The sequence below is a fragment of the Aquisphaera insulae genome (assembly GCF_011064615.1).
Lineage (GTDB): Bacteria > Planctomycetota > Planctomycetia > Isosphaerales > Isosphaeraceae > Aquisphaera > Aquisphaera insulae.
Window position 1 is genome coordinate 1 of the sequence record NZ_JAALJH010000056.1, and the last position, 21865, is coordinate 21865.

At 67.7% G+C, this 21865-nt stretch carries 15 protein-coding genes; 11 read left to right on the top strand and 4 right to left on the bottom strand.

Annotation, left to right across the window (positions count from 1 at the left end; translation table 11 throughout):
- The 7 genes from G6O54_RS24645 to G6O54_RS24680 all read left to right on the top strand — a co-directional run.
- On the top strand, positions 1 to 199 hold a 199-nt coding region (locus G6O54_RS24645), incomplete at its 5' end, for a tetratricopeptide repeat protein (RefSeq protein ID WP_165229108.1).
- A gap of 240 nt (positions 200 to 439) precedes the next feature.
- Positions 440 to 2917 (top strand): DUF1559 domain-containing protein, encoded by a 2478-nt coding sequence (locus G6O54_RS37425; RefSeq protein WP_205679027.1) that lies wholly within the window; start codon positions 440 to 442, stop codon positions 2915 to 2917.
- A gap of 77 nt (positions 2918 to 2994) precedes the next feature.
- Entirely contained in the window at positions 2995 to 4059 is a 1065-nt protein-coding gene (locus tag G6O54_RS24660; protein WP_165229110.1) for an AAA family ATPase, read from the top strand.
- Between the two features lie 96 nt (positions 4060 to 4155).
- Positions 4156 to 5031 carry a DUF58 domain-containing protein gene (locus tag G6O54_RS24665; protein ID WP_250847061.1) on the top strand — a complete coding sequence of 292 codons (876 nt, stop codon included), beginning with the start codon at positions 4156 to 4158 and terminating at the stop codon, positions 5029 to 5031.
- A gap of 2 nt (positions 5032 to 5033) precedes the next feature.
- Positions 5034 to 5930, top strand: a complete 897-nt coding sequence (locus G6O54_RS38050) for a hypothetical protein (RefSeq protein WP_165229112.1) — start codon at positions 5034 to 5036, stop codon at positions 5928 to 5930.
- The gene (locus G6O54_RS24675) at positions 5927 to 6841 is read left to right on the top strand and encodes a vWA domain-containing protein (protein ID WP_165229114.1); all 915 of its coding nucleotides are present in this window, start codon (positions 5927 to 5929) and stop codon (positions 6839 to 6841) included. Before G6O54_RS38050 ends, G6O54_RS24675 begins: the two co-directional genes overlap by 4 nt.
- Entirely contained in the window at positions 6835 to 7860 is a 1026-nt protein-coding gene (locus G6O54_RS24680) for a vWA domain-containing protein (protein ID WP_205679029.1), read from the top strand. The genes G6O54_RS24675 and G6O54_RS24680 overlap by 7 nt, the downstream gene beginning before the upstream one ends.
- 57 nt (positions 7861 to 7917) lie before the next feature.
- On the opposite strand, the gene G6O54_RS24685 is transcribed toward G6O54_RS24680, so the two are convergent.
- Positions 7918 to 9096 (bottom strand): serine hydrolase domain-containing protein, encoded by a 1179-nt coding sequence (locus G6O54_RS24685; RefSeq protein ID WP_165229116.1) that lies wholly within the window; start codon positions 9094 to 9096, stop codon positions 7918 to 7920.
- A gap of 269 nt (positions 9097 to 9365) precedes the next feature.
- Here G6O54_RS24685 and G6O54_RS24690 point away from each other — a divergent pair, with 269 nt between their 5' ends.
- Together G6O54_RS24690 and G6O54_RS24695 are read left to right on the top strand one after the other, a co-directional pair.
- The gene (locus G6O54_RS24690) at positions 9366 to 10088 is read left to right on the top strand and encodes a hypothetical protein (RefSeq protein ID WP_165229118.1); all 723 of its coding nucleotides are present in this window, start codon (positions 9366 to 9368) and stop codon (positions 10086 to 10088) included.
- 128 nt (positions 10089 to 10216) lie between these two features.
- Complete coding sequence (locus G6O54_RS24695; RefSeq protein ID WP_165229120.1) at positions 10217 to 14236, top strand: hypothetical protein; 4020 nt, start codon at positions 10217 to 10219, stop codon at positions 14234 to 14236.
- A gap of 22 nt (positions 14237 to 14258) precedes the next feature.
- Here the strand turns inward: G6O54_RS24695 and G6O54_RS24700 are convergent, their stop codons facing one another.
- Positions 14259 to 16547, bottom strand: coding sequence for a hypothetical protein (locus G6O54_RS24700; RefSeq protein ID WP_165229122.1), 2289 nt, complete (start codon positions 16545 to 16547; stop codon positions 14259 to 14261).
- Positions 16548 to 16709: 162 nt separating this feature from the next.
- On the opposite strand from G6O54_RS24700, the gene G6O54_RS24705 reads away from it, so the two are divergent.
- Positions 16710 to 17198 carry a c-type cytochrome gene (locus G6O54_RS24705; RefSeq protein ID WP_250847062.1) on the top strand — a complete coding sequence of 163 codons (489 nt, stop codon included), beginning with the start codon at positions 16710 to 16712 and terminating at the stop codon, positions 17196 to 17198.
- A gap of 727 nt (positions 17199 to 17925) precedes the next feature.
- Positions 17926 to 18732, top strand: a complete 807-nt coding sequence (locus tag G6O54_RS24710) for a PEP-CTERM sorting domain-containing protein (RefSeq protein ID WP_165229124.1) — start codon at positions 17926 to 17928, stop codon at positions 18730 to 18732.
- 177 nt (positions 18733 to 18909) lie between these two features.
- On the opposite strand, the gene G6O54_RS24715 is transcribed toward G6O54_RS24710, so the two are convergent.
- Together G6O54_RS24715 and G6O54_RS24720 are read right to left on the bottom strand one after the other, a co-directional pair.
- Complete coding sequence (locus tag G6O54_RS24715) at positions 18910 to 20286, bottom strand: ELWxxDGT repeat protein (RefSeq protein WP_165229126.1); 1377 nt, start codon at positions 20284 to 20286, stop codon at positions 18910 to 18912.
- Positions 20287 to 21426: 1140 nt separating this feature from the next.
- Positions 21427 to 21864, bottom strand: coding sequence for a RidA family protein (locus G6O54_RS24720; protein WP_165229128.1), 438 nt, complete (start codon positions 21862 to 21864; stop codon positions 21427 to 21429).
- Position 21865 lies beyond the last annotated feature (1 nt).

The following is a 21865-nucleotide window of genomic DNA, read 5'->3' on the forward strand; positions in this document are numbered from 1 at the left end:
AAGGATCCTGGGGCTGCGGCGTCCGGAGGAGTTCGCCAGCGTCGATCAGGGGATCTACGGCCACCTCACCCGGCGCAACCTCGCGCGGCTCGCCGAGGAGCGAGGGGATCACGTCCAGGCCAGGGCGCTCTGGCGGGACATCCTGGATGAATGCCCGGCCGACGCCGAGGCGCGGGGGCGGCTCGGGAAGGACGCCTGATGAGGGGCAGGTCGGCCGGATGTCACGCGGACCCACGAGGTTGGATCGTCGCCACCCGGGTCACCGCCTGGGATGTCAAGGTCCGGCGCCCTGATCGGGGACGGTCGCTCGTCGGCGTCGCCTCGCTGATTTTTTACGTAGTATGCCCGAGAGGGAGTCCTTATGCTATTACGAACGTCATGGCTCGGCGATCCCGGCCGGGCGGTCCCTCTCCCATGGTCCCGGACGAAAGGCACGTCGATGACGCGAGTCGCGAACGGAAACATCGAGATCGGCTGGTCGGCGATCCGCACTTCGCGGCGGATGGTGCTGCTCGCCCTGGCGCTGGGCGCACTGATGGGATGGACGGGGCCGGCCCCGGCGCAGGATGCGGCGGGATCGGCCGCGGCTCGCTACTTCCCGCAGAAGGACCTGATCGCCTACCTCGCGTTCGACGGGCTCGACGCCCGGGCCGAGGCCTGGAACAAGACCGCGGCCCAGAAGCTGCTGAACGAGACGAAGCTCGGGGCGCTGCTGGAGGACGTCGCGGGGCAGGTCGTCACGCTCGCCCAGCGGCAGACGCCCGAGGAGAAGAAGGTCCCGGCGGAAACCTACCTCAAGCTCCTGAAGCAGTCCGCCCGCGACGGGTTCGCGGTCGGGATCTTCGGCGAGGCGCCGCAGAAGACGCGAGTGGCCCTGATCGCGAGGAAAGCCAACCGGCCCGACTTCACCGGGCTGGTCGAGTCGGCGACGAAGCCCGATGAGGGTGAGGGCCAGCCGGCGGCGGCCCCGACCACGACCACGGAGAAGGGCCGCACGGTCCACTCCAGCCGGGGGCTCGTCTGGTGGGCGGAGAAGGACGACCTGATCTTCACCGACAAGGTCGGCTTCGACGCGATCACGGACGTCCTGGACGGCAAGGCCACGGCCGCGACCGGCGTCCCGTTGCTGGCTTCGGTCGCGAAGGGGGAGAATGGGGTCGTGCCGGCGGCCTACGGGTTCCTCGACGTGACGGCCCTGCCCCCCCTGCCCCCGGATGCGGTGAAGATGGGGCTCGACGGCCTCCAGCGGATCGAGGCCCAGTGGGGCTTCCAGGACGAGGCCCTGGTCACGTCGGTCCGGCTGGTCGCCCCCGCGCCTCGGCGCGGGGTGCTGGCGATGCTCGAACAGCCCGGGATCAGCCTCAAGTCGTTGCCGCCGATCCCGGCGGGACAGTCGGCCTTCGCGGCCTTCTCCGTGGACCTGCTGAAGACCTACGAGCAGTTCCTGTCGCTCAGCAAGGAGGTCAGCCCGGCCAATGCAGAGGGCTTCGACGCGATGGAGAACGCCATCCGCGGCCAGCTCGGATTCGACCTCAAGAACGACCTGCTGAAAAACCTCGGGCCCGGCCTTGCCATCTACTCCACATTGCCGCCGCAGGCGATGGAGAACCTCGACGTTCAGACGGCGGTCGTTGCCGCCTATGGTGGGATGACGATCTCGCTTCAGGTCCGCGATCAGGCCGCCGTCGCCGGGCATCTGGAAACCCTGGTCAATGTGGCGAACCAGGCGATGAGCCGGCCGGGCGGAAACGCACCCCAGTTCCGGAAGAAGGAGGGCAAGGCCGCGGTCTACACGCTCGAACTCCCCCCGGGGAGCATCCCGCCGCAGCTCGCGTCGATGAGCCCGACCATCGGCCTGAGCAAGGACCAGCTCGTGATCGCCGGCACGGCCGAGGGGGCCGAGAAGGCCCTGGCACTGTCCGAGGCCGGTGCCGCCCGCTGGGCGCCGGACGCCGCCTTCGACGCGGCGGCGAAGCGGCTGCCCGGCGAGTTCTTCATGCTCGGCGTGACCGACCCGCGGAAGACCCTGCCGGAGGTCATCCCGAACCTGCCGGGGATCCTCGACCGGTTGAAGGCCCAGATCCCGCAAGGGCCGGGCAATCCGCTCGCGGAGATCCACGTCGACCCCGACAAGCTGCCGAAGGCGGATGAGCTGCGGGCGCTCCTCTTCCCCGCGACGACGTCCATCATCTCGGATGCCCAGGGCTTCCGGATCCTCCAGCGCGAGCCACTTCCCAGCATCACCTCGCCGGCCACCGCCGGGGTGCTGGCCGGTCTCTTGCTGCCGGCGGTGCAGTCGGCCCGCGAGGCGGCCCGCCGCGCCCAGTGCGTCAACAACGAGAAGCAGATCATGCTGGCGATGCACAACTACCTGTCGGCCAACGACAAGTTCCCCCGCGACATCACCGACAAGGACGGCAAGCCGCTGCTGAGCTGGCGAGTGGCGATCCTCCCCTACATCGAGGACCAGGCGCTCTACAACGAGTTCAAACTCGACGAACCCTGGGATAGCCCGAACAACAAGCCACTCCTCCAGCGGATGCCGAAGACCTTCCTCTGCCCGGACCTCGTGAAGGCCGATCCCACCAAGACGACCTATCGCGGCCTCAATGGCCAGGGGGCCATCTTCGAGACCAACCAGGACATCACCCTCGCCGGAATTACCGACGGTACATCGAACACGATCGCGATCGTCGAGGCCGCCGAGGCCGTCCCCTGGACCAAGCCCGAGGATCTTCCCTTCGACCCGGCCGCCGACCCGTCGCTCTACGGCGCCGGCTCGCCGCACCCCGGCGGCTTCAATGCCGGGTTCGCCGATGGCTCGGTCCGGTTCATCAAGAATTCGGTCGCGGTCCAGGTCTTCAAGTCGCTCATCACTCGCGCGGGCGGGGAAGTGATCCAGGCCAACGACTTCTGAGGCTGCGGCGAATGGCTCGATAGGTCTCACTGTAAACCCGGTAGGGTCTTTCCGCCCCCGTCTCGAGGACTCACAGAATGGCAAGCCCCCAGGGAGCGGCCGACACGCCGCCAGGCTCGGCGACGATCTCGCCGGAGACCATGGAGTTCATCCGCGCCGTCCGGGAGCGGGTCGGGACGGTGGTCGTCGGCCAGGACGTCGTCGTCGAGCGATTGCTCATCGCCCTGTTCACCGGCGGGCACCTCCTCTTGCAGGGCGTGCCCGGCCTGGCCAAGACGCTGCTGGTGTCCACGCTCTCCCGCACGATCGACCTCCATTTCGCCCGGATCCAGTTCACCGTCGACCTGCTCCCCTCCGACATCCTCGGCTCGGAGATCCTCGACCAGCGGACCAGCGAGTTCCGGATCCACAAGGGGCCGGTCTTCACCAACCTGCTGCTCGCCGACGAGATCAACCGCGCCGCGCCCAAGGTCCAGAGCGCCCTCCTCGAGGCCATGCAGGAGCGGCGGGTCACGATCGGCAACGAGACGTTCAAGCTCCCCGCCCCGTTCCTGGTGATCGCCACCCAGAACCCGATCGAGCAGAGCGGCACCTTCGAGCTGCCCGAGGCGCAGCTCGATCGTTTCATGCTCTGCCACCGGCTCGTCTACCCGACCGCCGAGGAGGAGAAGGAGGTCCTCAGGCGGAACGCCGCCCTGGGAGTCCGCCGCGAGGACCGCGGCGCGGTGGCGAAGACCGAGTTCGACGTCCTGGAAGGCGGCCCGGTTGCCACCACGGAGCAACTGGTCCGCGCCATGGAGGCGGTCCACGAGGTCTACGTCAGCGACGCCTTCACCGATCACGTCGTCGAGGTCGTCAAGCGGACGCGGACCCACCCGGCGCTCGAGCTGGGGGCGAGCCCCCGCGCGGGCATCGCGCTGGTGAAGGGATCGCGGGCGCGGGCGCTCATCCACGGCCGGAACTACGTCATCCCGGAGGACCTCTTCGCCCTGGCCGAGGACGTGATCCTCCACCGCATCCGGCTCAGCTACGAGGCCCTGGCGGAGGGGCGGACCGGGCTGGACGTGCTCCAGGAGATCCTCGGGCCCTACGGTGCGACACAGGCCCGAAATGGGATCGCAATGAATGGAAAACGGGACTAACCACAGAGGCACAGAGGCACGGAGAAGACCGTAGGAGTGGAGAGAGGAGAGGAGAGGAGAGGAGAGGAGAAGGGACGGAGAGGAAGAAAAACGGACGTGTTGGAGGAGATCGTGGAAGGCCGGATCGAATCGCACGACATCCTGGATTCGCGGCAGTTTTACCTGGCGGTGAAGCGGCTGGCGGACAGCCTGAGCTACGGGACGGACCACTCGCCGTTCCTGGGCTCCGGCGTGGAGTACATCCAGTCGAGGCCCTATCAGTTCGGCGATCCGATCAAGCTCATCGACTGGAAGGTCACGGCGCGGACGCGGCGGTTCCACGTCAAGGAATACGAGGCCCCCAAGCGGATGCCCGTGTATCTGCTGATCGATACCTCGGCCTCGATGACGATCAGCTCGCATCATCGGACGAAGTACGAGACGGCCGTCTTCCTGGCGGGGGGGCTGGGGCTGGCGTGCCTGGAGCGGATCAGCCCGGTCGGGGTGCTCGGCGTCGGCGGACAGAGCCTGCACGTGCGGCCGAGCCTGTCCAAGGACCAGGTCATGCAGTGGCTCTACCGGCTGCGGTCGTATCGCCACGACGAGCCGACGTCGCTGGGGAGCCGGCTCGCGGAGCTGGTCCCGAGCCTGTCGCAACGGGTGATGGTGATCGTCCTGAGCGACCTCCACGATGACAAGGCGCTGCCGGCCCTGAAGCGCCTGGCCGCCCAGCACGACGCCGTGGTCCTCCAGATTCGCGACCCGGCCGAGGAGCGGCTCCACGGCGTGGGCTTCGTGAGGGCCCGCGAAGCCGAGACCGGCGCCGCGTTCCTGGCGAGGAGTCGGACCCGATGGCTCGATCAGGAGAAGCTCGCCCAGGAGCTGAAGAAGACCGGCATCGATCACCTGGTCATCGACACGGACAAGCCATACAGCTCGCGGGTGCGGCAATTCTTCAAGATGCGAAATCTCCTGGGCCGGGGGGCGCGGTAGGCATGATGGTATCGCATCGATGGCGCGCGGTCTTGCTCGCAATCGTCGCGCCTGCCGCGGCGGTCGCGGCCTTCGGCGACGAGGAGAAGCCGGCCGGTTCGCCCCTGTCTACCACGACCGTGGGCATGCCGGCGAAGCTGGATCAGGTGGTGATCCCCGGCGGCGAGCTCGAGGTGAAGCCTCAGGAGGACAAGCGAGCCCCCTTCGTGCTCCGGATCGTCGCGAGCTATCCGCACGTCACGGCGTTCCGGTACGACCTCTCCTACTATGCCCTGGAGCCGGGGACCTACGACCTCGCGAATTTCCTCCGCCGCAAGGATGGCACCGCCACGACGGGGCTGCCTTCGCTGACGGTCCGCGTCGAGCCCATCCTGGCGCCGGGCCAGGTCGAGCCGCATGCGCTGACGATCGAGCGGTCGCCGTGGCTGGGGGGCTATCGCCTGCTGATCGGGCTGGTGGGCTCGCTCTGGTGCGCGGGGCTGGCCGCGATCCTGCTGCTGGGGCGACGCAAGGCCGGCGACCAGGCGGCGGCCGCGGCGAGGCCGGTCACGGTCGCGGAGCGGATCCGGCCGCTCGTCGCCTCGGCCCTGGACGGTACGCTCAGCGAGGGGCAGCATGCGGAGCTCGAGCGGCTCCTGATCGGCTACTGGCGGAAGCGTCTGGGGCTGGAGCGATCGAGCCCCGCGGAGACGATCGCCGCGATCCGTCGGGATCCCGATGCGGCCCCCCTGCTCCGCGGCCTGGAGGGATGGCTGCACCGGCCCGGCTCGCGGGCCGTCGCGGAGGAGCTGGCCGCGCTCCTGCGTCCCTACCAGGATCTCCAGGAGCCGGCCGAGGAGGCCGAGCTCCCCGAGGCCGCGGCCGTGACGTCGCCCGCCACCCCGGAGGCCCGCCGATGAGCTTCGCCTATCCGTGGGTCCTCGGCCTGCTCGCGATCCCGGTCCTGCTGCTGGGATGGACCTGGAGGCGGACTGGGGGACGGATCGCGATGCCGTTCGACCACGGCGGCCAGGCGTCGGGGCGGGCCTGGGCGGTCGTGCTCAAGCTCGCGGAGTCGCTGCCGGCGCTGGTGCTGGGGGTGGCGATCCTGATCCTGGCGGGGCCGCAGCACCTGAGCGCGCCGAGGTCGCGGCGGGTGCTCACGAACATCGAGTTCTGCGTGGACGTCTCCGGCAGCATGACGAGCCCCCTGGGCGAAGGGACGCGGTACGACGCCTCGATGAAGGCGATCGACGAGTTCCTCAAGATCCGCCAGGGGGACGCCTTCGGCCTGACCTTCTTCGGCAACAACGTGCTCCACTGGGTGCCGCTCACGAGCGATGCCTCGGCGATCCGCTGCGCCCCGCCCTTCATGAAGCCGGAGAACGCGCCCCCCTGGATGGGCGGGACGATGATCGGCAAGGCGCTGCTGGCCTGCAAGGAGATCCTGGCCGGCCGCGAGGAGGGGGATCGGATGATCATCCTGGTCTCCGACGGCGACAGCTTCGACCTCTCCGGCGGCAACGACGAGTCGGTGGCGCAGACCCTCAAGCAGGCCGGGATCACGGTCTATTCGATCCACATCTCCTCCGGCGATCCGCCGTCGGAGATCGTCACGATCACTGGCCTGACCGGCGGGGAGGTCTTCCCGGTCGACGACCCGCAGGCGCTCCGGGCCGTCTTCGAGCGGATCGACTCGATGAAGGCGACCCGGATGGAGAAGACCGCGCCGGAGCTGCTGGACGACTTCGGGCCGTTCTGCATGGCGGGGCTGACCCTGCTGGGGGCGACCGGCCTGACCCTGCTGGGGCTGAGGTACACGCCATGGTAGAGTTCAGCCCGGTCGAGCTCGCCACCGCGGCCGCGGCCCTGGTCGTCGCCATGGCGGAGGTCCTCCACGCCCGGCGGACCCGGCGGCTGGCACGCCTCGCCTTCGGGCCGGACCTGCGCCCCGCCCCGTGGGCCCGGCTTGCGCCCGCCCTGCGCGTGCTCTCGGCCGCGGCGGTGTGCTGGGGGCTCGCGACGCTTTACACCCTGCCGCCGAAGGCCCACGTCGCGGAATCCATCCCGGACAATCAGCGCCGCCATGTCCTGATCGTCCTGGACGTCTCGCCGAGCATGCGGCTGAAGGATGCCGGCCCGAATGCCGACGTCTCGCGGGCGAAGCGGGCCTCGGACGTGATGGAGTCGTTCTTCCAGCGGATCCCGATCGAGATGTACCTCATGTCGGTGGTCGCCTGCTACAACGGGGCCAAGCCCGTCGTGGTGGACACGAAGGACATGGAGGTCGTCCGCAACATCTTCGGCGACCTTCCCCTCAACTACGCCTTCCCGGCCGGCAAGACCGACCTGTTCTCCGGCCTGATCGAGGCGGCCAAGATCGCCGCGCCGTGGCAGCCCAAGAGCACGCTCCTGCTCATGCTGACCGACGGCGACACCGTCCCCGCGACGGGCATGCCGAAGCTCCCGGCGTCGATCGCCGACGTCCTCGTCGTCGGCGTGGGCGACCCCCGCGCCGGGACGTTCATCGACGGCAAGATGTCCCGCCAGGATGCCAACACCCTCCGCCAGATCGCCGCCCGGTTGAGCGGCACCTACCACGACGGCAACTCCAAGCACCTCCCCACCGAGCTGCTGTCGCGGTTGACGATCATCCCCCGCAAGACGGCCTTCGAGCAGTTGACCCGGCGTGAGTATGCGCTGATGGCGATTGGCCTGGGCTCGACGATCCTGGCGTTCCTGCCGGTGTTCCTCGCGTACTTCGGGACGCGATGGCGGCCGGGGGTGCACGCCGGGTCGACCCCGCTCGCGAGCCGACGGAAGACCATGGCCGTGGGTTCGGCCCGGTGATTGAGGGTTGCCCCATGGCGGAGCCGGCTCCGACCGGAGGCCGGATGAGCCTCGGCGCTAACGGCCTCCGCCGAACTCCCCCTCCGCCGCCTTCCGGAAGGCGTCCTGGGCCTTGTCTCCGTCGCCGGGGAAGCCGGCGTGCTGGACGAGCCAGATGGTGATGAGGCCCCGGGTGGAGTCGATGGTCATGTTGGTGGCGTAGGCGCCGCCGTGGCCGAAGGTCTTGCCGTCGGTGCTCCAGCCCAGGCCGTAGCCGTCCTTGAGGGGCTCGGGCGTCTGCTTGGTGGTCATGGCGGCGACCGACTCTCGCGAGAGATACCGCCGGCCGTCGAGCTCGCCGCCGCTCAGGATCATCCGGCAGAAGCGGGCCAGGTCGTGGGCCGTCGAGAAGAGGCCGCCGGCGGGCATCGGCTGCCGCCTGGAGTCGTCGAGGGGATAGCGGAGCTGGGTGACGGTCGTCTCCTCCAACCCGGTCTTCGCGGCGTCGGGCTTGTAGGACTTCGCCAGCCGGTTGAGCTGCGGGCCGGACGGCCAGAAGGTCGTGTCGTGCATGCCCAGGGGCTCGAAGAGGCGCTTCGCCAGGAAGAGCTCATAGGGCATGCCGGAGACGACCTCGATGATCCGTCCGGCCGTGTTGATGCCGGCGTTCGAGTACGAGTAATGCGTGCCCGGCTCGGACTGGAGCGGCGTCATCGCGTAGGTGAGCGCCCCGACCCGCAGCGGCAGCAGGTCGAGCGTCGGCTGCTCCGCGGCCGAGGCGAACGGCAGGCCGCTCGTGTGGCTGAGGATCTCGCGGACCGTGATCGGGTGCCGCGGCTTCTTCAGCAGGACATGCGAGTTGTCCTTCTCGGTCGCGACCCAGATCTGCTGGAACTCGGCGAGATACTTCGAGACCGGGTCGTCCAGCTTCACCTTCCCCTCGTCCACGAGCATCATCAGCGCCGTCGCCGTGATGGGCTTGGATTGGGAGGCGATCCAGAAGATCGCGTCGGCCCTCATCGGCCTGCCGCCGGCGATGTCCGCGAAACCGACCGCGTCCACGCTCAGGACCTTCTGCCGGTCCGCCACCAGGGCCACCGCGCCGGCCAGGACATGCCGATCGACATAGGGCTTAATGGCCGGGGCGATGGACTTCGATGCCGGAGCCGGTTCCTGGCCCATCGCCGAAGGTCCGACGCCGGGGGACAGGGCCACGACCAGCGTGATGAGAGGAACGGACGCTCGAGTCGGCCTCATCGCGGTGTGCTCCTTCGTCGGGCGGGCGATCGATCGGGATGCCCCTCCAGGATACCATGATCGGGGGTGGGACGGGCGATCCGGGCAAGGCCCACGGGGTACGGCTCTGACAATTGTTACAGGATCGACGTTTTCTGGTTCCTAGGCGGCGCCGAAATCGTTAGATTCGGATGGGACACGCCGGCGCTGGGCCGGCGCATTTCCTGGGGATCGGACGAGCGGCGGCGGCGGACCGAGGTTCCTCGCTGCGGCGTCGGAGGGGATGGCCGATGCGGACCTTTGAGGTGCTCGCCTGGATGATGGTTCCCGTGCTGGCCGGGGCCTACCACTACGGCCCGGGCCAGGAGAAGTTGAAGCTGGACGACGCCGGGCTGGCCCTGGCGGCGGCCGACCAGCTCGCGGCGGCGGAGCAGTGGTCGAAGGCCTCCGCGGCCTACGAGAAGGCGCTCGCCGCGCTCCCGGCCGGCAAGGTGGACGAGGCGCGGCGGATCAAGCTCCAGCGGGCCAAGGTCCAGATGCTCGACCGCCAGTTGCCCGAGGCCCACGCGGCGCTCGAGGAGCTCGTCGACCAGATCGAGGCCGATCAGTCGGCCGACCCCAAGCTGCGTGAGGACGTCCAGTCGTCGTTCGCGAGCTCGCAGTATTACATGACCTGGCTGATGCGCCTGGAGGGCCTGCCGGAGGCCGACTGGGAGCCGGAGATCGAGGGTGCCCGCCAGACCTATCGGCTGCTCGCCGAGCAGGCGGAGGCCCGCGGCGATGAGAAGACGGCCCAGAAGCATCGCGAGGATCTCGAAAGCGCCATCCGACTGGCGCGGATGGAACCCGGCGATCTCCAGGCCCGCGACCTCCCCAAGCAGTGCAGCGGCTGCAAGTGCAACGGGGCCTGCAAGAACCCCGGCAAGAACAAGGGGAATAAGCCGAGCCCGAACTCGAAGAAGGACGGCCGCAGCGCCGGGGCCGGACCGCCGCCGGACGGCTCCGGGTCGTGAACGGGAAGCGACTTGTCCGATCAGGAACGGAGGGCGTCCCGCCTCGGTCGCCACGGCGCGAGCCGGGGCGGGACGTGCTCCGCCGCCAGGGATTCCACGTCTTCGCACCTCGAGAGGCTCGCAACCCCATGCATCCGTTCCGCGTCCCCCGGCTGGCCCTCGGGCTCGTTGCATCCCTCGCGGCCCTCGAACCCGGCCCGGTCCCGGCACAGACGAGCGGGACGACCGTCATCAGCGTCCGCTCCTTTCAGGGCGCTCCCGCCGCCCCCCCCGTGACGGTGCCGTCGCCCCCGATGGGGACCGTGACTCTCTCCGGCGCCGTGTCCTCCAATCCGACGAACTCGAAGGCGAGCCCGGCATCGACCGCGGCGGCGAAGGGGCCGAATGAGCTCCCCGAGCCGGTCTTCGCCATGACCGCGCAGGAGAAGGCGCAGCTCGATTCCGAGGCGCAGCAGCGGAAGCAACAGAGGACGCAGAAGATCCAGCAGGCCAGCTTCGACCGGCGGCCCTCCGCCATCCTCAAGGCCTGGGCCACGCCGCGCGAGGTGATGCTCGACGAGGGCAAGAAGCCCGAGGACAACGCGCAGCCGGCCGCGGTTCCCCCGTCGGTCCGGGTGATCCGGCGGCGTGCCGTCTCGGCTGCGACGGCGGCCCAGCCGGCCGGTGCGACCGGAGCTCCGGACCCGGGGACGAAGGGCGACCCGTTCGACCGCGGCCTCCGCGGCCTGCAGCTCGATGTCACGCTCGGCGACTGGCCGGCCGTGAAGACCTTCCTGGCCCTGCTGCCGAAGGACGACGGCAAGGCCCTGTACGCGCAGTTGCTCCAGTCGCTGGCCAACGGCCAGAACGGCGGCCCGGGGATGATGCAGCCGCAGCAGACGATGATGAACGGCCAGATGGTCATGATGATGCCCCAGCAGATCGCCATGGAGAAGAACGTCTTCTCCAGCCGCGACATCCTGGGCCTGGCCGCCGCCGCCCCCGGCGGCCTGGAGAAGGAGGCGCTCGACCCGATCGGCCAGATCCTCCGCCAGTCGTTCGACCAGGGAAACGCCGTGGAGGACTTCATCGCCCGGGCCCGCGAGGAGCTGAAGAAGCCCACCTCGTCCGCGGCCCTCAACGAGCGGCAGGCGGCCAAGCTCCTCTTCGCGGCCAACGCCCCGGTGGAGGCCGGCACGTTCCTCCCGCCGCCGGAGAAGGCCGTCAAGGACGACGACCGCGAGGCCCTCAACCTCCTGGCCCGCCACTACCTGGCCCTCCACGACCGCGACAAGAAGCCGGCCCAGCTCGAGCAGGCCTGGAAGGTCACCCAGGAGGCGCTCGCGACCGGCAAGGTGGACCGCGACCAGAAGGACGAGGCCGTCCGCCGGGCCGTCGAGCTCGCCCCGAAGGTCAAGGAGGGGCTCGGCCGCGACTGGATCGAGAAGAGCTTCACGGAGCGGCCCGACCGCGGCATGGAGATCCTCGCCGCCATCGGCTCGGCCACGTCCCAGGGGCTGCAGAGCCACGCCTTCGACACCGAGTTCCGCACCAAATCGATCGAGCTTCAAAAGCTGGCCGTCGAGGCCCTCCTCAGGGTGGCCCCGGGGCGGGCGAAGGCCTGGGAGGACACCCTCGGCCTGCTCGCCGAGGGGTGGCTCAAGGAGGCCGAGTTCTCCCAGAAATTCGACTTCGCCACCAGCCTTGGGCCGCAGATGCAGTTCGATCCGTTCGGCAACATGTACTACTCGAATTACAACATGACGCCCGAGCAGATGATGGCCCGCCAGGGGAACATGCCCCGGGCCCTGCTCACCGGGGACGTGGTCAAGCAGCGCCCGGGCGAGGCCTGGCTGGCGGCCGTCGACGACGGCCTGAAGCCGCGGTTCTCGACCACGCTGGCGCAGCTCTACATCAAGGTCAACGAGGAGGACAGGGCGTTCCCGTTCATCGAGTCCCTGGCCGCCACCCACCCGCGGCAGGCGAAGGAGCTGGCCGAGGAGTTCCTCAGGACCTGGACCAGGAACCACAACCCGAACTCCGACTCCAACCAGATGCGTCGGAGCCGGTTCTTCTACATCTACGGCTTCGAGTCCCGCGCCGAGGGGATCCCGCTGACCCGCTCCAAGCAGGAGCGGAACCTCGTGGAGCTGTCCTCGTGGGTGAAGAAGCTGAAGGCCCTGCCGATCGGCGAGATCGACGAGAAGCTCCTCACCGGCGCCTTCACCGCCTGCCACAGCCCGGCGGAGGTCTACCGGCTGGACGCCATCAACACCGTCTTCGGCTCGTTCGATTCGCTCAAGCCCCTCACCCTGGCCGAGCTGATCCAGCAGATGCGCGGCAACCTCATCGGCGTCTGGCGGCGGCCCGACGAGCAGGAGAAGCAGAAGACCAAGCGGCGCGAGAAGGACATCCGCGGCGAGATCCTCCGCGGCTACGAGGTCGCGACCTCGGTCGTGGACCAGGGTCTGAAGAAGTATCCCGATCACTGGGCGCTCGTGCTGGCGAAGGCGGCGATCCTCCATGACGAGAACAACTACCGGGCCGAGATCGAGAAGTCGTCCGAGTTCGTCCCCCGCCGCCAGAGGGCGTTCGCCGAGTTCCGCCGCGCGGCCACGCTCTACAACGCCGTCGCCCCGACGCTCCCGCAGGCCGAGGAGACGGTGGAACCCTACGAGATGTGGTACGCCGCGTCCCTGGGCGCCTGCGACCTCCAGCACATCACCGATTCGACCAATCCCGACGATCGCCAGCCCCCGCTGATCCGCCAGACGCTGGAGGCCCTGCCGGCGGAGGTCCGCGAGCGGCACCTCGGCAAGTTCGCCAACGCGCTCTTCACCCGCCTGAATGTGGTCAAGCCGTCGGTCAAGGTCCGCTACCTGAAAGGCGGGTTCGATATCGTCGGCGACCACCCCCAGGCGCACGACGCCCGCAAGGTCTACGACTACTACAAGGACCTGGTCACGGAGATCAAGCTCGAGGCGAAGGTGGACGGCCTCGACGCGATCGGACACGAGAAGCCATTCGGCCTGTTCGTCAACATCCGCCACACCCGCGAGATCGAGCGCGAGTCCGGCGGCTTCGGCCGCTATCTCCAGAACCAGAACAATTCGGGCTATTACTATTACAACTTCGGCCGGCCGCTGGAGAACTACCGGGACAAGTTCACCGAGATGGCGAAGCAGGCGCTCCAGGAGCAGTTCGAGGTCGTCTCCGTGACCTTCCAGGACGAGAAGGTGAACTCGCGATCCACCAATGAGTACGGATGGCGGATCACCCCCTATGCCTATCTCCTCCTCAAGGCCCGCGGGCCGAAGGTCGACCGGATCGCACCCTTGCGATTGGACTTCGACTTCATGGACACGTCCGGCTACGTGATCCTCCCCGTCGAGTCGGCCGCGATCCCCGTCGATGCCGGCGGGGACGCCGGCACCGGCGCCGGCCCGGTCCGGCCCCACGAGAAGCTATCCGTCACCCAGATCCTCGACGAGCGGCAGGCGAAGGACGGCAAGCTGATCCTGGAGCTGAAGGCCACCGCGCGGGGATTGGTCCCCGACCTGGAGAAGATCGTCGACCTGAAGCCCGAAGGATTCGAGCTCGAGAAGGTCGACGACCAGGGGCTGTCGGTCTCGAAGTTCGACCCCGACGCCGAGGCGAACGTCGTCGATTCGGAGCGGACCTGGCTGGTCCATTTCCGGGGCGCACCGGTCGCGGATCAGCCCGCCAAGACGTTCCGCTTCGCGTCGGCGCGCGAGGACGGCACGGAGATGATCCACCAGCGGTACGTCGACGCGGATCTCGCCAAGGTCGGGCCGGAAGTCGTGCTCGAATCGAAATACGGCGAGCCGAGCCGCGCGTGGGCCTGGTGGCTGGCCGGCGGGCTGGGCCTGGCGACGCTCGCGATCGGATCGCTGATCGCCTACCTCCGGGCCCGGCCGAGGAAGGCCCGCGCGACGAGGTTCCAGGTCCCGGACGAGCTCACGCCGTTCAGCGTGCTCGGGCTGCTCCGCGACATCGAGCATCGCAACGGCCTCCCCGCGCCGCAGTTGCAGGACCTGAGCAGCTCCATCGCGCAGCTCGAGCGTCACTTCTTCGCCGGGACCGACGGCCACGCGGCCGAGCCCGACCTGAAGTCCATCGCCGAGACCTGGGTCCGGCGGGCGTCGTGAACGGGCGTCGAAGTGGGGGGGACTAATTCCCCTCCAGGACCAGATAGAGCGAGTCCTTCGGCAGCTTCAGCGAGAAGGTCTCGCCGGACGCCTGAGCGGGCACGGCCTTGCCGCGGTTGCCGTTGACGTCGAGCCTGGTGGCCGACTTCAGCCCGGCGTTCGCGACCTTGAGCGTGATGTTCGCATTCTTGACGGCCCAGGGCATCTTGCCGGTGCTGAGGATCTCCTTGCCGCGGTAGGTCTCCTTGCCGTCGCCGCTCTTGAAGGTCACCGCCTGCTCGGTCCAGCCGGTGGGGCGGGCCTGCGTGCCCACCTGCACGAGGATCCGCCGGCTCTCCTTCAGGGGCCGGTCGTCGAGCGACACGACCATGACCGTGGCGTAGTCGTTGCCGGACTCGATCGTGATGTCCTTCAGGGGGACGTTCGAGACGCGGTTGAGGAACCCCGTGGCCCCCTGGGCCTTCGGCGCGTTGATGGCGCAGATGCCCCGGCCGTAGTCCCAGGTGATCTCACCGGTCACGGCGCGGACGACCTTCTTCTTGTGGTCGATGAGCCGCCCGAGGTTGGCCACCTGGGTCTTCGCCACGTTGGAGTCGTAGACGACGCGGACCGGTCCGGTCAGGAAGGCGAACGGATCGACGGTGCCGCGGAAGGCGGACTTGCGGGCGGCCTCCCCCTCGTCCCGGTTGGGGTCGTACCGCGCCTCCTCGGAGATCACGGGGATCTCCCGCTGCCAGATCTGGCTGAGGGATCGGTGCTCGACGACGACCGGGTCGCCCTGCCGGAGCATCCCCGTCCGATAGGCGAGCGCCGCCGCCGGGAACTGGCCGAGTTCCATGGGGGTGGCGAACTCCCATTTCTTCCTCGAGGCCGAGTCCCATTCGGCCCGATCCGCGGTGGACCATTCCGGCTCTCCGGCGGCGAACCAGTAGTAGGCGTCCGTTCCCGTGAGCGACTGGTAGGCGGCGACCAGGAAAGGGCCCTCCGACTGGTAGCCGAGCGGCGGCACCCAGTGGCTCTCCGTGATCAGCATGGGATGCCCGGCCACCTGCTTCAGGTCCAGGGGCAGGGCGAGCGGATTGAAGAGGACCGAGTCGTCGAGGAACCTGTCCCCCTTGTCGATCCTCCAGCCGACGTCCTTGCCGGTGTGCACCGGGCTGTAATAGCTGTTGACGGCGATCACCTCGTTGGCCGTGTAGCTCCATCGTTCCGCATCGTTGAGGAGCGTGGCGTCCGCGGTCCTCCAGTTGCACGCGTTGATGAGCTGCTTGCAGCCGAGGTCCTCGCGGAGGTATCTCGCGGTCTCCTGGTTGAACCGGTACATCGTCTCGGCGAAGAACTGGAGCTGATCGTCCAGGCGACGCTTGCGGCCCCCCTGGCTCGGCTGGGTCCACTCCCAGATCAGGCGGATCCCCACGACGCCGCGCGCGAAGTTGTCCTCGGGCATGCCGTCGTTGCCCCAGGCCCGCGAGGCGGCCTCGAGCGAGCCGTACTTGCGGGACAGCCACTTGCCGAACTGCTCGCCCAGGATTTCGAGCTGCCGGCCCTTCAGGGCCTGCATGGTCCAGAAGAGCATGCTGTCCTCGTTCTGGAGCTGGATGATCCCCAGCCCCGGGTCCCTGGCCAGGGGGATTCCCGTGTGCGGGTTCGGGGTCGTGAGCAGCGCCTTGAGCCAGGCCCGGTAGCCTTCCTGGAGCGTCGGATTGAAGAAGAGCAGGCCGTTGGCATCGCGGCCGTCGGGCCAGCCCTCGATCCCCCAGGAGGCCGGGACCTTGGCGCTGGAGGCCCAGTACGCGCTCAGCGTGACATAGATGCCCTCCTTCTTCATCGCGGCCACGAGCTTCCAGGCGGCCTCCAGGAACTTGGGGTCGACGTCGGTGATCCGGCTGTCCTTGGCCTTGGGCTCGATGGCGCCGTGGATCCGGACCATGTTCACCCCGCGCTTGGCGAGGAAGCGGGCATGTCGGGCCAGGTCCTCGGGCGTGGCGTTGTTCTGGACATTGGTGTTCGCGGCCCAGACCCGCACGGGCTTGCCGTCGCCGGTGACCAACGAGTCGCCGTCGGCGCTGAGGCGGAGGAAGCCGCCCTGGCCGGCCGTCCCCTCGTTCAGGGAGCGGAGGTCGAAGACCGCATCGGGGCGGAAGTTGTCGCGATCGGGCAGGAAGGGCCAGGTGCCGGCCTCGGCCCGGGCGGCGGGCCTCCGGTCCGGGTTCTGCCTGGCCTGGCCGCGGACCTCCGTCGTCGCCGAGGGCATGGCGATCGCGAGGACTCCGAGGATCGCGACCCGCGAGGAGTGGCGGGCGAGGAACATGGGAGGGTCTCCGGAATGGGGCGGCGATCGGGGTCGCGACGGCCCCGGCGCGTTCAGCATACAGCGCCAGCTCGCGGTCGGGGACTTGCCGCCGCCCGCTCCGGCCATGTATGATCGAACTTCGATCCATCTTCCACCCCGGCAGTCCCAGGATCCGCGACCTTGTCGACCGAGGACGAACCGCCTCGCCCGGAGCCATCCTCCGGGCCCGATTTCGCCCCCGGACGATGGGTGTTCCTCGGGATGCTCCTGCTCGGACTTGCCGGCTTCGCGGCCTTCAACCTGCTGCGAACACCCCCCCCGCTCCCGCCGCCGGAAGTCGCCGCCGATCCGCTCCTGCTCGAAGGGCGGAATGTCTACGTCGCGCGCTGCCTGACCTGTCACGGGCCGACCGGCCGCGGCGACGGCCCCATCGCCGGACACCTGACCGGGCCGCCGGTCGGCAACCTCGCCGACGGTAGATGGAAGCACGGCGATGCGCCCGCGGACGTGCTGAAGGTGATCACCAAGGGGGTCCCCGAGACCCGAATGGCCGGGTGGGGATCCGTCCTGGAGCCGGATCAGCTCCGCGCCGTTGCGGGGTACGTCTATTTTCTCGCCGGCCTACCCATCCCCTCGGAGATTCGCGAGGAAATCCCATCCCTCAGGTAGCCGCCCGCGGCCTGCGATCGAAGCCTCGCCCGATCAGGCCATTCGCGACCGACGTGGAGGGGAAACTTCGTGGCTGAGTTTGAGAGTTTAGGCGTGCATGGTGGCAGATTTGATGCGTGCCGTCATCCGCGTTGGTGAGCGTCCCTTCACGTCCGAGACATCTCGGAGTTGTTTTTTCGAGACGTGCTTGATTTCTCGGGCATCTCGTCACAAGTATGATGATCGCTGGAAGGAATGTCTGCGTGGTTGTGCAGAACCCATCCAGACGTATTTTTTCCGCCCTCCACGCCAGACCGTGCGCGTTGCGATTTCGAAGCAAGGATGAATCGATCGCCTCATTGGATCTCGTTCACGCTCTCCTAGTTTAGCAACACGGAGAGATCTGCGTTTTGCGCGGACCAGCGCGAGCTATCGTGTTCGCCCGCGGACATGCCGTAACCTCCTGGTTTGAATGCATTCATTGCTGCGCCGGTGGGCTTGTCTCGAGCATTTTGCCCAAGGACGGGGTGAGGTTGCCAGGATTTTAGGAAGAGCAACGAGATGCAATCCGTCGTTTCAAGACACCAGGATCCGGGACAACTCGAGAGGATCCGGTTCGTCCGGCGATTCAGGCCGGCTGCGGCCGTGACCCGGGCAGGTCGTAAAGCCAAGCGGGATTATATTCCGCTGTGATCAGTCCACTTTTCTTGCCCACCAAGTGAGCCGACATACATAGGAGTTTATGTACATGAGTCACCATTTCACGAGCCGCCGTAGCTACCTCGCCATCGGGCTGGCCGCCGGCCTGGTAGGGCTCGCGCTCGCCGGACAGCCGGCACGTGCCGGCAACATCTCGATCACGATCTCCCAGGGCGGGCTACCCAGCATCCAGGTGGGCCTGGACTTCGGCAACTTCGGTGCGGGAACGACGGCCAATAATGTCGTGGCCGACACGGGCGCGCTGAATGCACTCCTCGACGCGTTCGGCTTCGATTTCAACTTCAACGCCCTGGGGGCCATTTCCAACTCGCCGGCGAGCGGCGTGAATGCGACCCTCTTGCTCACGGGGCAGGTCTTCCGCACAACTGCCGGCGGAGGAGACCAGACGATTACCATCGACGCGAGCCAGAACGACTACACTACTCTGGCTTCGGCTCCGGGGACCTTGACCAGCTTCTCCACGGCGAATTTCGTCCCAGGAGGCGGGATCAGCCAGATCGGCACGAGTTACTTCGCCACGAGCAACACACAGGATGACACGAGCGGGCTGTTCACCACGGCACCTACGTTGACCCCACCAGGCGGCAGCGCGACTGAGCCTCCGCTTCCGGTTCCCTCCACGCCTGTCTTCTCGCTGACGAATCGCGTCGTCATCACCCTGCCCGGCGATACGACCGGCGGTTCGAGCCCCCCGGTCGACCAGTTCACTCACTCCACCACCGTCACGGCGGTCATCCCCGAGCCGGCCAGCGTGGCCATGCTGGGGATGGGGCTTCCCGTGGCTTTTATGGGCCTGCGCTGGCTGCGTCGTCGTCGGGTCTCCGCGATTAACTGAGGCTTCTCGGCCGTTGAGGGACCGGGCTGGGTAGTCCCCGCCTTCTTAAAGGGCAGGATTACCTCCTCCCGGTCGAAACGTCTCATCACGCGTTACCCCTCGGCATGGAGTTGCCCGCACGGGCAACTCCATGCTCTCCTTTTCTCCCGATGATACGATCCCAACCGGGATTCTCGCCTATCGAATGATCCAGAGTCGCTTGGAGTGGGTCGCGTCGGTCGCCATGAAGAAGAGCAACCCGGAGTTGACGACGACATTGCTTGGATTCGAGCTCATCGTCCCCGCGTAGGTGTCCTGCAAGAGCGAGGTGCCCGCGGAGGTGCCGTCGCTCTTCCACATCTCGACCCCATAGGTCGGCGTTGAAGCGGAGAAGTAGAGCGTTCCGTTCACGTAGCTCAGTTGTGACGGGCATGACCCGCCGAGGCCGCTGAAGATGTCCTTCACCAGGGTCGTGCCGGCGGCGGTGCCGTCGCTCTTCCATAGCTCGGTACCTTGCGACCCGTTGTCGGCCGCGAAATAGACCGTGCCTCCCACGGCCAGGATGTTGTTCGGCTTGGAGTCGCCCGCTCCGGGGTTGATATCCTTGACCATCACGGTGCCGGCCCCGGTCCCGTCACTCTTCCACAGCTCCCGCCCGTTCGTGCCGTCCGTCGCACTGAAGTAGAGATTGCCGTTGACGTTGGTCAGCCAACTGGGCGATGACGATCCCGCCCCCGCGACGAGGTCCTTGACCATGACGGTGCCGGTGGCGGTGCCGTCGCTCTTCCACAGCTCGACCCCGCTGGACCCGTTGTTGGCCGTGAAGAAGACGGTCCCGTTGACATTCGTCAGCCCGGAGGGGAAGGAGCCGGTGATCCCCGGGAGGATATCCTTCACCTGGGTCGTACCGGCGGCGGTGCCGTCGGAGATCCACAACTCATTCCCCTGCAATCCGCCATTCGCCACGAACATGAGCCGCGACCCGAATGCGGTCAAGTTCGTCGGGAACGAGCTGCCGAGGTTCCCGGGATTGATGTCCTTGACCATGACGGTGCCGGCGGCTGTGCCGTCGCTCTTCCACAGCTCGGTGCCGGCGCTCGGGGTATAGGCGGAATAGTAGACCGTTCCGTTGACGTTGACCAGGTTCTGGGGGTTGGATCCGGAGGTCGCGGGCGCCACATCCTTGACCAGGGTCGTTCCCGCCGAGGTGCCGTCGCTCTTCCACAGCTCGAAGCCGTGCAACGGGTCGAAGGCGGAGAAATACAACGTGTTGCCGACGGCGCGCATGTTGGACGGCATCGACCCCCGGAGTCCGGGGTTGATGTCCGCGACCATGGCGGTGCCGACGGTGGTGCCGTCGCTCTTCCACAACTCCTGGCCGTGCACGCCGTCATCGGCGACGAAGAACAGATTCGAGCCCGCGGCCACCGCTCCCCCGGATAGCGTCGCCGGGAGGTCGATCGGGGCCACCGAGAGGAGGCTCCTCGTCTCGAGCGACTCGAGGGCGGGCGTCCGACGCCGACGCGCTTTCTGCGGCCCGTAGGAGCGGAAATTCGGCTTCAAGGATTCAAACACGTATGCGTCTCCCGTCGTCGAGCTGGAGCGATCCACGCTCGAGGGTCACTCGGTGGTGTCGGTGGAATCGGGAAAATTAACCCGCCGGGGGGAGCCGTCCTCGGCCCTCGAGACTGGTTGCGCCGGGATCGAAACGTGGATCTCGACGCGAGACTGCAAGCTGTCATCACCCTGGACTTGCCGTGGACCGGGCGATGGGTCGGGCGCGGCATACCTGTCGGAAACATAGGTCACGCCCGCCGTTCCCTCGCGGCCCTTTCGCGGAACGGCCCCAGACTATGCGGCCCTCCCCGACCCATGTCAACCAAAAAAGAGAAAACTTCTAGATAAAAGCGAGTTCGTACCTACTCGTACTATTATGAGTAAATGCATTCGAGATGTCGTCCCGGCGTGGCTTGCCGGCGGGCCGGGGGCCCGGCCGAGGATCGGAATAGTCCGCCGATCGTCGGCGGGCTACGTGCTAGATGTCGTGCCTTGAGGCTAAGCGTGATCTTGCGTGTCGCGGATGGGAGCGGCTCGGCTCTCGTCGAATCCCGACGACGCGTCGGGGACCCGCCGCGTCCCGTCGTCCCGCCGACGGACCCTCCTGCGAGTCGATCGCGACTTCCCGCCTCGTCGCGACGCGGTATGTTCGCTGGACAACATGAGCATCATTGCACTCTTGCGTGCAGGGCCGAGGCCTTCCTTCGACCCGGCCCACGCATCGTGGAGGTGAGGATGCACCCGCCGCTGGGCCGGGGTGCCTTCACGGATGGAACGCGGCTCGGTAAGGAGGCATCAGGCTGCTTTGCATGGTGCCGGCACGTCGACGCCGCCCGGGGCGGTGCGGTACGCCATCAGTGAGCCGGCATGGATGGCATCCCTCTGGGGGCGTGCCACGGGACGTTGCGACGACGAGTATCTTGCCGCGACGAGTCGTTGTCAAGCAGCTATAGACAAATCTTCGAAGATCAAACGTTATCATTCTTTAGCATCAAACATAGTATCTACCAAGGGTGATGCGATCTCGTCGTTCATCGCTGCCTCCATCGTCGTGCCGCGGCGCGAGCGTCCCCGGGGACCAGGCGGGATCGCGGTCGCATGCGCGGCACACCGGCCCTCCCGAGCCGAGGGGATTCGCGATCGACGTTCGTCGGCGACTCAGATGTGGTCCAGCCGCTCCGGGCGGACGATCGCCTCGGCCTCGATCTCGATCATCGCCGCGTCGTCGATGAGCCGCGAGACCTCCACCATGGTCAGGGCCGGCCGGATCTGGCCGAAATACTGGCCGTGGACCTCGCCGACGTCCTTCCACTGGCTGATGTCGGTCACGAAGATCCGGGTCCGGATGATGTCCGTCGTCTTGCCGCCGAGGGCCTCGACCGCCGCGATGACGATGTCGAGCGCCCGCCTGGCCTGGCCCTTGATGTTCGGGGCGTAGTGGCCGTCGGCCTCCAGGCCCACCGTGCCGGTCACGGCGATCAGGTCCCCCGCGCGGACCGCCCGCGAGTAGCCGATCGTGGCCTCCCAGGGGGATCCGCTCGAGGCGCACGGGCGGCCGTTCCGTTCGGTTACGCTGATCTTGACGTTCTGGGTCATC